Source organism: Nonomuraea aridisoli, assembly GCF_003236395.1.
Taxonomy (GTDB): domain Bacteria; phylum Actinomycetota; class Actinomycetes; order Streptosporangiales; family Streptosporangiaceae; genus Nonomuraea; species Nonomuraea aridisoli.
Window position 1 is genome coordinate 1 of sequence record NZ_POUD01000010.1, and the last position, 13781, is coordinate 13781.

The following is a 13781-nucleotide window of genomic DNA, read 5'->3' on the forward strand; positions in this document are numbered from 1 at the left end:
CCCGCCCGACGCCGCCGCCGAGCCCGTACCGGCGAACACCCCTGACAGAACGGCCAGCACGACCAGAATCGCCCTCATGGGACCACCTCCGGTGGTGTTACACCGCAGGCGCTCCCGAGGTTCCAGCCGGTTCGGCCGGATGGCGCGCCGTTCGGCGGCGTGGCGCGCACAATGGAGGCGAGGGCGAGAATTCGGCGAGGAGCGAGGAGGCCTGCGCCGTGCCCGCCGCCGGACATGACCACCTGACCGCGATGCTGGATGTGCTGGTGTACGAGAGCATCGTGGTCGCCTGGCGGCGGACGCCGCCCGGTGGATACCTGATCGTCTCGCATGAGGGCGAGGAGATCAGGCTGTCCCTCTCCCAGGCAGAAATGTGGGCCAGAGGCGCTTTCGCCGTCTATCTCGCGCTGGTCGACCAGCGCCGTATCCACCCCCGCATTCCCGGCGCCAAATAATTGACGCCTGCCATATATCCAGGCAAAAGAAAAGCGGGAGAGCAGAAACCGCTCTCCCGCCTTTTTCCGACCGCCGGCGCCGGTCCCGGCCACCGGCCGCCCGAGGCGCACCGCCCCGGAAAGAGCGATCAGGACTGCTGGTTGGTCATGAGCTCCGAGATCTTCCACTCTTCGCCGTCCCGAGTGAGCACGAACAGCTCCCGGTGGGTCTCGTCGTCCTGCTTGCTCGTCGCGCGGACGACGGCGTTCTCCTGGCCGGCCGTACGCGCCTCGTCGATGGTGTGCGTGGCGCCTTCCTGGCCCTGCGCCTGCTCCTGGTACAGCCGGCGGATGGCCTGGGTGCCCTCGGCCGTCGGCTCGCCGTTCCAGGCGACGACCGCGTCGTCGGAGAAGGAATCGACGATTTGGTCGACGTTTCCGGACTTCAGGGCGTTGAAGTAGTTCTGGATGGCCGTACGGGGATCCGTCGCCGGGGCCTGGTCCGTCGGCGACATGTCCGGCGACATGCCGGGCGATTCCATCTCGGTGGGCGCGGGTGGGCTCGCGGCTCCTTGCATCGCCTGCGTGGTCCCCGCGGAGCAACCCGCGACGAGGAGGGCGGGGACTATCGCGGCCAGCAGGAGTGCCCTGCGCTGAGAGTTCTTGCTCATGGCCGCTTGATGCCCGCACCAGTCCGCTACGAATGCCCGGTTTAGGCACTTCGCACAACGCCTTTACTCGCCAGTACTCACCATCACGGCTTACTGAAATTGGCGAGACCGTTCAGAGCTTCGATCGTTGCGCAACCGAGACCGGCGATCATGGTCGCGGGGATACCGTCCATCCAGTGCCGCGAACCCAGCCGAACTCCGAGCCACTCCCCAACCGCGAAGACGCCGAACGCTGCGAAAGCGTGGATTCCGGACGGCGTTGCGTGCTTCCCGCGGCCCACCGCGGCCCGCACGTCTATCCCCCGCTGGAGACGGACCCGGTGTAGGGACGCGCCCGAGCCTAACCCGCCGCCGCCACCGCGCGCAGCTCTTCAAAGAAACCCGCCGGTCGCCGCACGTTCACCTCCACTAGCCCGTCCCTCACCCGTACGGCGTGGACGGGCACCGACACGCCCTCCTCGTCCAGGCATCGCCCGGTGACCAGGGAGAAGACCTGCTTGTGCAGCGGCGAGGCGACCGTCGGCTCGCCCTTCCTGGTGCCGACGATGCCGCGCGAGAGCACGTACGCGCCACTGAACGGGTCGAGGTTGTCGAGCGCGTGCAGGTCGCCGTCGTAGGTGCGGAAGACGGCGACCTGCACGCCGTCCACGAGGGCGCAGACCCCCCGCTCGGGCGCCAGCGCGTCGTAGGCGCAGATCCGGGTCCAGCTCATCGGGCCATCACCGGCTTGATCTGGCCGCGCTCGCTGGCGAACACGATCGACGGGTCGGGCACGCCGGGCGCGTTGACGAAGCTGACGAACCTGCCCAGCTTCTCGGGGTCGTCCAGCGTGGCCCGCCACTCGTCGGCGTACGTGGCGACGTGGTGCTCCATCTGCGCGTCGAGGTCGGCGCAGATGCCGAGCGAGTCCTCCATGATGACCTCCCGCAGGTAGTCGAGGCCGCCGTCGAGCGACTCCAGCCACGCGGCGGTGCGCTGCAGCCGGTCGGCGGTGCGGATGTAGAACATCAGGAACCGGTCGATGGTCCTGATCAGCTCCTCGGTGCTCAGGTCCTTGGCCAGCAGGTCGGCGTGGCGGGGTTTGAAGCCGCCGTTGCCGCCGACGTACAGGTTCCAGCCCTGCTCGGTGGCGATGATGCCGAAGTCCTTCGAGCGGGCCTCGGCGCACTCGCGGGCGCAGCCGGAGACGGCCGACTTGAGCTTGTGCGGCGAGCGCAGCCCCCGGTAGCGCAGCTCCAGGGCGATGGCCATGCCGACCGAGTCCTGCACGCCGTAGCGGCACCAGGTGGAGCCGACGCACGACTTCACCGTGCGCAGCGCCTTGCCGTAGGCGTGCCCCGACTCGAACCCGGCCTCGACCAGCCGCCGCCAGATCTCCGGCAGCTGCTCGATCCGGGCGCCGAACAGGTCGATGCGCTGCCCGCCGGTGATCTTCGTGTAGAGGCCGAAGTCGCGGGCAACCTCGCCGATCACGATGAGCTTCTCGGGCGTGATCTCGCCGCCGGGGATGCGCGGCACGACCGAGTACGTGCCGTTCTTCTGGATGTTGGCCAGGAAGGCGTCGTTGGTGTCCTGGAGGGCGGCGCGCTCGCCGTCGAGCACGTGCCCGTTGTGCAGCGAGGCGAGGATCGAGGCGACGGCCGGCTTGCAGATGTCGCAGCCGCGGCCCTGCCCGTGCTCGGCGATGAGCTCGGAGAACGTCGTGATGCCGCGCACCCGTACGATGTCGAACAGCTCGGCCCGCGAGTACGCGAAGTGCTCGCACAACGCCTTGCTGACCTCGACGCCCGACTTCTCCAGCAGCTGCTTGAGCATCGGCACGCAGCTGCCGCAGGTCGTGCCGGCGCGGGTGCAGCCCTTGATGCCGGGCACGTCGGTGACGCCCTGGTCGGCGATGGCGGTGCGGATGTCGCCCGCGCACACGTTGTTGCAGGAGCAGACCTGCGCCTCGTCGGGCAGGTCGAGGGTGGCGCCCGCCCCGCTGAACAGCAGGTCCGACGGCGCGGCCGGCAGCTCCTTGCCCACGAACGGCCGCAGCGCCGTGTACGGCGAGGCGTCGCCGACGCAGATGCCGCCGAGCAGCGTGCGCGCGTCGTCGCTGATGAACAACTTCTTGTACACGCCGCCCACGGGGTCCATGTAGGTGACGTCGAGCGCCCCGTCCATCGCCCCGAACTGCGCCACCTCGACGCCGAGCAGCTTGAGCTTCGTGGACATGTCGGCGCCCTCGAAGGCCGCCGTGCCGCCCATGATCCGATCGGCCGCGACCTCGGCCATCGTGTTGCACGGCCCGACCAGCCCGTAGACCATGCCGCCGGCCAGCGCGCACTCGCCGACTGCGTAGACGGACGGGTCGGAGGTGCGCATCGCGGAGTCGACCACGATGCCGCCCCGCTCGCCCACGTCCAGCCCGCACGCCCTGGCCAGCTCGTCGCGCGGCCTGATGCCCGCGGAGAAGACCACGACCTGCGCCTCCAGCAGCGTGCCGTCGGGCTTGCGCAGCCCGGCGACGCGGCCGTCCGGGCCGGTGACGACCTCCTGGACGCCCGAGCCGGCGTGCACGCCCAGCCCGAGGGACTCGATGTGCCCCTTGAGCACCGAGCCGCCGCCCTCGTCCACCTGGCGGGGCATCAGCCAGGGGCTCATCTCGACGATGTGCGCCTTGAGCCCGAGCGCCCGCAGCGCGTCGGCGGCCTCCAGCCCGAGCAGCCCGCCGCCGACCACGACGCCCTCCACGGCGTCCTTGGCGGCCGCGCGGATGGCGTCGAGGTCCTCGATGGTGCGGTAGACGAAGGCGTGCTCGGCCCCCGGCACCGGCGGCACGAACGGCGCCGACCCGGTGGCCAGCACGAGCACGTCGTACGGCTCGGCCCCGCCGTCGGCGGTGACGACGTGCCTGGCCTCCCGGTCGACGGCGGTGACCCGGGTGGCGAGCCGCGTCACGATCCCGCCGGGCACCGCGTACGTGAGCTCGTCGGCGCTCGTGCCCGACAGGTAGGACGTCAGGTGCACCCGGTCGTACGCCGGGCGCGGCTCCTCCCCGATGACGGTGACCCGCCCGTCGAACCCCTTGCCGGCGAGCGTCTCGACGAACCGGTGAGCCGCCGGCCCGTACCCCACGACGACGATCCTCATACCGAGATTCCCTCCTGCTCGCAGAGCCATCCGACAATGCCCTCCACCGCGTCGCGGCAGGTGCCGCAGCCGGTCGTGGCCCGGGTGGCGGCGGCCACCCCGGCCACGTCGCGCGCGCCGGCCTCCCAGCACGCCCTGATCTGGCCCTTGGTCACGTTGTTGCAGTGGCAGACCTTGGCCGCGTCCGGCATCAGCGTCGGGCTGTCGGTCACCGGCGCCGACCCGAGCCCGGGGAACAGCAGCCCGGCGCGGTCGCCCGGCACCGGCGCGCCGCGGTCGAAGAGCTGGGTGAGCGTGCCGACGGCGTCGCTCTCGCCCAGCAGGATCGCGCCGACCAGGCGGCCGTCGCGGATGACGAGCTTGCGGTAGGTGCCGCGGGCCCGGTGGCTGAAGCGCACCACCTCGGCGTGCTCCTCACCGAGCTGGGTCTCGCCCATCGCGGCCAGTTCGACGCTCTTGGCCTTCAGGCGGGTGACCAGGCGGGAGCCGCGGTAGAGGGCCTTGCCTCCGGTGATGACGTCGGCGGCCACGGCGGCCTGCTCCCAGGCGGGCGCGACCAGGCCGTAGACGGTGCCGTCGTGCTCGGCGCACTCCCCGATCGCGAAGATCGACGGGTCGTCGGTACGCAGCTCGTCGTCCACGACGACGCCGCGGCGGACCTCCAGCCCGGCCTCGGCGGCGAGGTTCGTGACGGGGCGCACCCCGCAGGCCAGCACGACGAGGTCGGCCTCGACCAGCTCGCCGGTGTCGAGCCGGACGCCGTCGTCGTCCACGCCGGCGGCGCTGACGCCGGTGCGGGTCTGGATGCCGAGCCCGGCCAGCGTCTCGCCGAGCACCTCGCCCGCCTCGACGTCGAGCTGGCGTTCCATGAGGTGTCCGGCCAGGTGCAGCAGCGTGACGGGCAGGCCGCGCCCGGCCAGGCCGCGGGCCGCTTCGACGCCGAGCAGCCCGCCGCCGATGACCACGGACTGACGGGCCTTCTCCGCCGCCCCCAGGATGCGTTCGCAGTCGTCGAGCGTGCGGAACGGGATGGCCCGCTCCACGCCCGGGATCGGCGGCACGATCGCGTCGCTGCCGGTGGCCAGCACCAGCAGGTCGTACGGCTCGCGCCGGCCGTCCTCGGTGACGACGTGCCGGGTCTCGCGGTCGATGTGCGCGACCGCGCTGCCGAAGACGGCGGTGACGCGGTTGGCGTCGTACCAGGAGGCGTCGAGGAGGCGCACCTGCTCGGGCCTGGAGCCGCCGGCCAGCACGTTCGACAGCAGCACCCGGTTGTACGGCCGGCACGACTCCGCGCCGAACACGGTGATCCTGATGTGCGGGTCCCGGGCACGCACCTCGCTGACCAGCCGGGATCCGGCCATTCCGTTGCCCACGACGACGAGTCTCATGACAACCTCTCCACCCTGACCGCGCACACCTTGAACTCCGGCATCCGCGACGTGGGGTCGAGTGCCGGGTTGGTGAGCCGGTTGGCGCCCTCCCAGTGGAAGGGCATGAACACGGTGTCGCGCCTGATGGCGTCGCTGATCCTGGCCACGGCCTTGGTCTCGCCCCTCCTGCTGGTGACGCGCACGACGTCGCCGGCGGCGATGTCGAGGTGTTCGGCGAGGTCCGGATGGAGCTCGATGTACGGCTCGGGCGCGGCCCGGACGAGCGGCTCGATCCTGCGCGTCTGGGCGCCGCTCTGGTAGTGGGCGAGCACCCGGCCGGTGCTCAGGTGGACGGGGTAGTCGTCGTCGGGCTCCTCGTCCGCCGGCCGGTGCTGCACCGGTACGAACCGGGCGCGGCCGTCCGGGGTGGCGAAGGAGTCGAGGAACGGCCGGGGCGTGCCGGGGTGCTCCGGCGACGGGCACGGCCAGAAGACGCCGGTCTCGTCCGCGATCCGCTCGTAGGTGATGCCGGAGTAGTCGGCGGGGCCGCCCGCGCCGGCGCGGCGCAGCTCGTCGAAGACCTCGCCGGGGTCGGTCGCGAAGCGGTGGCCGAGCCGTTCGGCGAGCCCGGCGATGACGTCCAGGTCGCTGCGCACGCCCGGGGGCGGCGCGACGGCGCGGCGGCGCAGCAGGACGCGGCCTTCGAGGTTCGTCATGGTGCCGGTCTCCTCGGCCCACTGGGTGACGGGGAAGACCACGTCGGCCAGCACGGCGGTCTCCGACATGACGACGTCGCAGGCCACCAGCAGGTCGAGGGCGCCGATGCGGGCGGCCACGCGGTCGGAGCCGGGGGCCGAGACGATCGGGTTCGACCCGAACAGCAGCAGCGCCTTCGGCCCTTCCGGGGTGCCGAGGGCGTCGAGCAGCTCGTACGCCGACCGCCCCGGCCCAGGGATGTCCTCGGCCGCGATCCCCCAGACGCCGGCTACGTGCTCGCGGGCCGCCGGGTCGTCGATCTTGCGGTAGCCGGGGAGCTGGTCGGCCTTCTGCCCGTGCTCCCGGCCGCCCTGCCCGTTGCCCTGCCCGGTCACGCAGCCGTACCCGGAGCCGTGGGTGCCGGGCAGGCCGAGCGCGAGGGCCAGGTTGATGAACGCGGTCACCGTGTCGGTGCCCTTGGCGTGCTGCTCGGCGCCGCGCCCGGTCAGGACGTACGCGTTGCCCGCGGCGGCCAGGGCTCGGGCCGCCTGCCGCATCCGGTGGACGGGCACGCCGGTGATCCGCTCGACCCGCTCGGGCCACCAGGAGGCCAGCGACGTGCGCACCTCCTCGAACCCGGTGGTCCTGGCGGCGACGTACGCCTCGTCCACCAGGTCCTCGGCGACGGCGAGGTGCAGCAGGCCGAGGGCCAGGGCCAGGTCGGTGCCGGGCGCGGGCTGCAGGTGCAGCCAGGCCATCTTGGCCGTCGGGGTGCGCCGCGGGTCGACGACGATCAGCCGCGGCCCCGACAGGTGGCGGACGAACGGCGGCATCGTCTCGGCGACGTTCCCGCCGGCCAGCAGCACGACGTCCGCCTCGGCGAGGTCCGTGATGGGGAACGGCATGCCGCGGTCCATGCCGAACGCCCTGATCGAGGCGGCGGCGGCCGAGGACATGCAGAAGCGGCCGTTGTAGTCGATCTGGCTGGTGCCGAGCGCGACCCTGGCGAACTTGCCCAGCGCGTACGCCTTCTCGTTGGTCAGCCCGCCGCCGCCGAACACGGCCACGGCGTCGGGGCCGTGCTCGGCACGGAGTGCGGAGACCCGGTCGGCCACGTAGTCCAGCGCGACGTCCCAGGCGACGGGCTCGCCGTGCAGGAGGGGCGTGGTCAGGCGCTCGCCGTTGGTGAGCAGCTCGCCCGCCGTCCACCCCTTCTGGCACAGCGCGCCCGAGGCGTTGGCCGGGATGTCGGTCCTGGGAGTGATCACCAGCCCTGTGCCGCTCCCCGGGCCGATCCCTGTGCCTATCTCCATGCCACACTGCAGGGCGCAGTACGGGCAGTGCGTCTTCACCGGCTCGCTCATCCGATCAGACCCTGGCGTAGGCGAGGCTGGCCACGACCCTGGCGCCGACCTTGCGGGTGTAGCACCACCAGGTCAGGGCGAAGCAGCAGGCGTAGAAGGCGCAGAAGGCGAGGAAGGCCGGGCCGGGGGTGCCGGCCGCGGCGAACGACATGCCGAACGCCCGGTTGATGAGGAACCCGCCGAGCGCTCCGACGGCCGAGATGATGCCGATGGCGGCCGAGGCCTGGCGTTTGCCGTACATGAGGGCCTCCTCGCCCTCGCCGCGCTCGGCGACGGCCTTGGCCTGGAAGATGGCCGGGATCATCCGGTACGTCGAGCCGTTGCCGATGCCGGAGGTGAGGAACAGGACCTGGAAGGCCAGGAAGAACAGCCAGAAGTTGCCCGACCCCGCCGCGAGCCAGACCAGCAGCACGCCGCCGCCCATCGCGGCGAAGTTCCACAACGTGACGGGCGCGCCGCCGAGCCGGTCGGCCAGCCAGCCGCCGACCGGCCGGATCAGCGACCCGATGAGCGGCCCGGCGAAGGCCACCGCGGCGTACGGCGCGTCCGGGAAGAGGCTCTGGCTCAGCAGCGGGAACGCGGTGGAGTAGCCGATGAACGAGCCGAACGTGCCGATGTAGAGGAACGACATGATCCAGGTCTGGGCCTTGCCCGCCACCGCGAGCTGCTCGCGCGGGTTCGCCTTGGCACTGGTCAGGTTGTCCATGAACGCCCAGGCGCACACGGCCGCCACGACGATGAACGGGATCCAGAACCACCCGGCGGCGGCCAGCCCGAGCGAGCCGATCACCAGCGGCATGACGAGCTGGACGGAGCTGACGCCGATGTTGCCGCCGGCAGCGTTCAGCCCCAGCGCGACGCCCTGCTTGTGGCGGGGGTAGAAGTAGGTGATGTTCGCCATGCTGGAGGCGAAGTTGCCGCCGCCGACCCCCGCCAGCGCCGCGATCACCAGGAACATCCAGTACGGCGTCCCCGGCTCGTTGACCGCCACCCCGAGCAGCACCGCCGGGATCAGCAGCAGCAGCGCGCTGGCCACGGTGAAGTTGCGCCCGCCGAACCGCGCCGGCCCGAACGTGTACGGCACCCGCAGCACCGAACCGATCAGGTTGGGCAGCGCGACGAGCCAGAAGAGCTGGTCGGTGGAGAACTCGTACGATCCCAGCCGGGTCGCCACGATGCTCCACAACGTCCACACGGTGAAGCCGAGGTGCTCGGCCAGGATAGAGAAGATCAGGTTGCGCCGGGCCACGCGCTTGCCTGAACTCTCCCAGAAGGCTGGGTCATCGGGGTGCCAGTCGGCGATCCAGCGCGCCATCGACCTCTCCTACGCTCGGCGTCCGGGATCCCCAAGCTAGGAAGCGCTCGTTACGCACTCTGACCCTGCGTGGCTGTGCGTCGGTTACGGGTGATTCACCGTGGTAACAAGTCCCGCACAACCGTCACGCAGGAAACATGCCGGAAATGATCGGTTAGCGCAGGTCCCCTCGGGTAACAGGTGTCAGAGCAAGGGGGGAACATGATCAAGAAGCTGCACCAGATGGGTGTGAAGTCCACCCACATGTACATGGCCGGCATCGCGTCGATCGGACTGTCGTTCGCGACCTGGCTCATGTCCAAGAACACCGAGCAGGCGGGCCTGGACCGCGCCGACCGGTGGGGGATCTTCATCGGCGAGTGGGCGCCCACGTTCATGGCGATGGGCCTCGCCCTGCGCATGGAGGAGACGCACCGCGACCTCGAAGAGCCCGGCATGGGCATGTTCGAACAGGCCGAAGCGGGCCGCGCCCCGACCCGCGCCGGCATTTAACGTCCAGGTCACGCAGGCCACGTCACCGTACGTGACCTGCGTGACGCGTGTCCGGGGCCGGTCGTCCGCGCGAGCCCGCCGGGGAGTCAGTCGCGGCGGCCGGCCAGGCGCAGCAGGGGCTCGTCGGTCAGCCGGTATCTGCGCCAGTCGTCCTGGTCGACCGCGCCGAGCTTCTCGTAGAACCGGATCGACGGCTCGTTCCAGTCGAGGACCGACCATTCCAGCCGCTGGTAGCCGCGTTCGGCGCAGATCTCCGCGAGCCGCTTCATCAGGGCGACGCCGTGGCCGCCGCCGCGGTGCTGCGGGCGTACGTACAGGTCCTCCAGGTAGATGCCGTGCACGCCGCGCCAGGTCGAGTAGGTCAGGAACCACAGCGCGAACCCGACCGTCTCGCCGTCCTGCTCGGCCATGTGCGCGAAGGCGGCCGGATGGTCGCGGAAGAGGGTGTCGCGCAGCTGCTCCTCGGTCACGCGCACCTCGTGGGCGGCCTTCTCGTACGTGGCGAGCTCGTGGATCATGCTGAGGATTTGAGGCACGTCGGCAGGCACGGCAGGACGAATCATGGCCAACAGCGTACTGTCCGCTGAAGTGCGCTTTCGTGTGCGATCGCCCCGGGGCCTGCCGGCGCGCGCCGGATTCGGCCCGAGCCGCAGGACGGTGCCCGAGGGCACCCGGGGGTGGTCCGCTCACCCTCATCCGGGACACTGGTGCTGCTTGACGTCTTCGCATGTGAGAAAGGTTGACAACCATGGAACACCGCGTGCTGGGACGCACCGGGCGTGAGGTCGGCGTGGTCGGGCTCGGCGCCTGGCAGCTGGGCGCCGACTGGGGTCAGGTCTCCGAGGACGACGCGTTCGCCACGCTTCAGGCGGCGGTGGACGCGGGCGTCACCTTCGTCGACACCGCCGACGTGTACGGCGACGGGCGCAGCGAGCAGATCGTCGGCCGCTTCGCCAAGAAGCACCCCGGGCTCACCGTGGCCACCAAGATGGGCCGCCGGATGGAGCAGATCCCTGCCAACTACGTGATGTCCAACTTCCGCGCCTGGAACGAACGTTCCCGCCGCAACCTGGACGTGGACACCCTCGACCTGGTCCAGCTGCACTGCCCGCCGACGCCGGTCTACTCGACCGACGCCGTCTACGACGCGCTCGACACCCTGGTGTCGGAGAAGAAGATCGCGGCGTACGGCGTCAGCGTGGAGACGTGCGACGAGGCCCTGACGGCGATCGCCCGGCCGGGCGTGGCGACCGTGCAGATCATCCTGAACGCGTTCCGCCTCAAGCCGCTGGAGCAGGTGCTGCCGGCCGCCCGCGCCGCCGGGGTCGGCATCATCGCGCGCGTCCCGCTGGCCAGCGGCCTGCTGTCGGGCCGGTACGACGAGCACACGACGTTCGCCGCCGACGACCACCGCGCGTTCAACCGGCACGGGGAGGCGTTCGACGTCGGCGAGACGTTCTCGGGCGTCGACTTCGCCACCGGCCTGGAGGCGGTCCGCCGCCTGGCCCCCTTGGTGCCCGAGGGCGTGACCATGGCCCAGTTCGCCCTGCGCTGGATCCTCGACCAGGAGGGCGTCTCGGTGGTCATCCCGGGCGCCCGCTCTAGGGCCCCTCCACTTTTCGGGCGATGCGTTCGAGGGCGGTGAGATCCTCCCGGCTGAGCCGGTCGAGGAAATGACGTCGCACCGACACGACATGGGCCGGCGCGGCGTTCTCGGGTGTGTCCAGGCCGTGCCCGGTGAGAACGAGGTAGCAGCCTCTGCCGTCAGCATGGTCGGGCGCGCGCCGTACGAGACCGCGCTCTTCCATGCGCGTGGCGTGCCCCACCCCGACCTCGCCGGCAAGGTGGCCGCGAGCCGGAACTTCGTCCCGGACTACGAGGGCGACGACGACCTGAACGGCCACGGCACCCACGTCGCCTCGACCGTCGCCGGCAGCGGCGCGGCCTCCGGCGGTAAGTACAAGGGCGTCGCGCCCGGCGCGACCCTGCTGGACGGCAAGGTCTGCTTCAACTACCTCGGGCGGGGCGCCTGCCCCGAGTCGTCGATCCTCGAAGGCATGCAGTGGGCCGCCCAGTGGGGCGCCCAGGTGGTCAACCTGAGCCTCGGCGCCGACGACACCCCCGGCGTCGACCCGCTGGAGGCCGCCGTCGACGACCTCAGCGCCGAGTACGGCACCCTCTTCGTCGTCGCGGCCGGCAACGTCGGCGCCGAGCAGTCGATCGGCTCGCCGACCTCCGCCGACGCGGCGCTCGCGGTCGGCGCGGTCGACAAGACCGGTGTGGTCGACAGCTACTCCAGCCGCGGCCCGCGCCTCGACGACTACGGCGTCAAGCCGGAGATCACCGCCCCGGGCACCGACATCGTCGCCGCCCGCAGCTCTGCCGGCGAGGCCGGCTCCCCCGGCGACCCGTACGTCTCCTTCACCGGCACGTCGATGGCCACCCCCCACGTGGCGGGCGCCGCGGCCATCCTCACCCAGGCGCACCCGGACTGGACGGCCCAGCAGCGCAAGTCGGCGCTCGTGGGCGCCGCCCGGCCGAACCCGGACTTCGGCGTGTTCGACCAGGGCGCCGGTGAGCTCGACATCGTGCGCGCGCTGAAGCAGCCGGTCAGCGCCGCGCCGGCCACGGTCAACGTCGGCTTCCAGAAGTACCCGCAGAGCGACGAGACCCTCGTGCGCGCCGTGACGTACCGCAACACCTCCGACGCCCCGGTCACGCTGAAGCTGGCCATGGACACCGCGGCGCCGTCCGGGCTGTTCGCCCTGAGCGCCGAGTCCGTGACCGTGCCCGCCCGCGGGGAGTCCTCCGTCGAGCTGCGCACCTCGGTCGGCGCCGCCGGCGGCGCGTACGGCGTCTTCTCCGGCAACCTGGTGGCGAGCGCCGAGGGCGTCAGCGTGCGGACGCCGTTCAGCGTCTTCCGCGAGCAGCCGAGCGCGGACCTGAAGGTGAGCACGCTCGACCGCACGGGCGCGCCGGCCGCGCAGTCGATCACCATGATCGCCGACCACGCCGACTACGACGCGTTCTACCTGATGGAGCCGGAGGGCACGTTCCGGGTCCCGTACGGCACCTACTTCGTCGCCACGGTGATGACCGCACCGCCGACCAGTCGTCGCAGGCGACGCCGGAGCTGTCCACCGTGGTGAGCGCGTTGTTCGCCGAGCCGGACGGCCAGGGCGGCTTCACCGGCACCCCGTACGTCTACCAGTCCGGCTGGCGCCTCGCCGGGTCGTACACCACCGGTTTCACCCGCCACGTGACCGGCAGGGACGTGGCGAAGGTCGAGACCGAGTACGCGGCCAACGTCCCCGGCGCCCTGGGATGGCGGAACAACACCCCGGTCGTCCCCGGCGTGTCGTACCCGACCGGATATGACCTGCCGCCGGTCGCGCTGCCCTCGACGCGCACGGAGTACTTCGCGGGCGACGTCTCCTGGCAGTCGTCCTTCACCGAGGGCCTGGAGACGGAGAGCTGGCCCACCGTGCTGACCCGGCTCGCCCAGGAGGCGACCGCCTACCCGGCCGGCAGCACGTCCACCGAGCGCTGGAACGGCGCCGTGTTCGGCCTGCCGATGACGCCGGCGCTGCCCCCGTACCCGACCGTGGAGCGGCGGGGCGACGAGCTGGTGCTCCGGCTCGGCGGGTACGCGGACGGCGCGGGCCACGTCGGCTCGGCCGACGTCGACTACGGCGGCCGGCACCTCGCGCTCCTGCGTGACGGCGAGCTGGTCGAGGAGCGCGACGACGCGCTGGTCGGCATCGACGTCGACCCGTCGCCGGGCCGGTACCGCGTCGAGTACGGCGTGACGTCCCCGGCGTTGCGGTTGTCGACGCGGCGCGAGACGGTGCTGGAGTTCACCTCCGAGCACACCGACGGGAGCGTCACCCCGCCGCTCACCGCCGTCGGCTTCGCTCCGGAGCTGAGCGTGGACAACACCGCCGAGCCGCACCGGAGCCTGCACGTCCCGCTCACGCTCACAAGTCAGGGCCCCGCCGGCGACGTCCGCGCGGTGGAGGCCGAGTTCTCCTACGACGACGGCGCCACCTGGCAGAAGGCCCCGCTCACCCGGCACGCCGGCACGTGGACCGCCCGCGTCAAGAACCCCTCCGCCCCGGGCTTCGTCTCCCTGCGCGGCCACGCCGTGGACGCCTCCGGCAACGAGGTCACCTCGACGGTGATCCGGGCCTACGAAGTCAGGTAACCCTCCAGACGGCAGCGGCCCCCCGGACTACCCAAGCCGGGGGGCCTGAAAGGTGCCGCCATGTATGGCGCCAGCGGCGTTTAAGAGGGCAGGTCAG

Annotated in this window: 12 protein-coding genes; 5 read left to right on the forward strand and 7 right to left on the reverse strand. The window is 71.6% G+C overall.

What is annotated here, in order from left to right; genetic code table 11:
• Positions 1–218 precede the first annotated feature (218 nt).
• A complete protein-coding gene (locus C1J01_RS04265) occupies positions 219–455 on the forward strand; it encodes a VOC family protein (protein WP_111176187.1) in 237 nt (78 codons plus the stop codon).
• A 128-nt stretch (positions 456–583) separates the two neighbouring features.
• Here C1J01_RS04265 and C1J01_RS04270 read toward each other — a convergent pair whose 3' ends face one another.
• From C1J01_RS04270 to C1J01_RS04295, 6 genes are all read right to left on the reverse strand, one after another.
• Positions 584–1105: a nuclear transport factor 2 family protein gene (locus C1J01_RS04270; protein ID WP_111176189.1), complete on the reverse strand. Its 522-nt coding sequence runs from the start codon at positions 1103–1105 to the stop codon at positions 584–586.
• A gap of 340 nt (positions 1106–1445) precedes the next feature.
• The gene (gene nirD / locus C1J01_RS04275) at positions 1446–1817 is read right to left on the reverse strand and encodes a nitrite reductase small subunit NirD (protein WP_111176191.1); all 372 of its coding nucleotides are present in this window, start codon (positions 1815–1817) and stop codon (positions 1446–1448) included.
• On the reverse strand, positions 1814–4240 hold the full coding sequence (nirB, locus tag C1J01_RS04280; RefSeq protein ID WP_111176193.1) for a nitrite reductase large subunit NirB: 2427 nt from the start codon (positions 4238–4240) through the stop codon (positions 1814–1816). Before nirB ends, nirD begins: the two co-directional genes overlap by 4 nt.
• A complete protein-coding gene (locus C1J01_RS04285; protein WP_111176195.1) occupies positions 4237–5631 on the reverse strand; it encodes an FAD-dependent oxidoreductase in 1395 nt (464 codons plus the stop codon). The genes nirB and C1J01_RS04285 overlap by 4 nt, the downstream gene beginning before the upstream one ends.
• Positions 5628–7673 carry a molybdopterin oxidoreductase family protein gene (locus C1J01_RS04290; protein WP_111176197.1) on the reverse strand — a complete coding sequence of 682 codons (2046 nt, stop codon included), beginning with the start codon at positions 7671–7673 and terminating at the stop codon, positions 5628–5630. Before C1J01_RS04290 ends, C1J01_RS04285 begins: the two co-directional genes overlap by 4 nt.
• Before the next feature lie 4 nt (positions 7674–7677).
• A complete protein-coding gene (locus C1J01_RS04295) occupies positions 7678–8988 on the reverse strand; it encodes an MFS transporter (RefSeq protein ID WP_111176199.1) in 1311 nt (436 codons plus the stop codon).
• A 201-nt stretch (positions 8989–9189) separates the two neighbouring features.
• On the opposite strand from C1J01_RS04295, the gene C1J01_RS04300 reads away from it, so the two are divergent.
• The gene (locus C1J01_RS04300) at positions 9190–9480 is read left to right on the forward strand and encodes a hypothetical protein (RefSeq protein ID WP_111176201.1); all 291 of its coding nucleotides are present in this window, start codon (positions 9190–9192) and stop codon (positions 9478–9480) included.
• An 86-nt stretch (positions 9481–9566) separates the two neighbouring features.
• Here the strand turns inward: C1J01_RS04300 and C1J01_RS04305 are convergent, their stop codons facing one another.
• Complete coding sequence (locus C1J01_RS04305) at positions 9567–10043, reverse strand: GNAT family N-acetyltransferase (RefSeq protein ID WP_111176203.1); 477 nt, start codon at positions 10041–10043, stop codon at positions 9567–9569.
• 185 nt (positions 10044–10228) lie between these two features.
• Here C1J01_RS04305 and C1J01_RS04310 point away from each other — a divergent pair, with 185 nt between their 5' ends.
• The 3 genes from C1J01_RS04310 to C1J01_RS04325 all read left to right on the forward strand — a co-directional run bounded on the left by C1J01_RS04310 (position 10229) and on the right by C1J01_RS04325 (position 13684).
• Entirely contained in the window at positions 10229–11125 is an 897-nt protein-coding gene (locus C1J01_RS04310) for an aldo/keto reductase (protein WP_235854247.1), read from the forward strand.
• A gap of 124 nt (positions 11126–11249) precedes the next feature.
• Entirely contained in the window at positions 11250–12629 is a 1380-nt protein-coding gene (locus C1J01_RS04320; protein ID WP_111176205.1) for a S8 family serine peptidase, read from the forward strand.
• Positions 12623–13684, forward strand: coding sequence for a hypothetical protein (locus C1J01_RS04325; protein ID WP_111176207.1), 1062 nt, complete (start codon positions 12623–12625; stop codon positions 13682–13684). The genes C1J01_RS04320 and C1J01_RS04325 overlap by 7 nt, the downstream gene beginning before the upstream one ends.
• Positions 13685–13781: the final 97 nt, after the last annotated feature.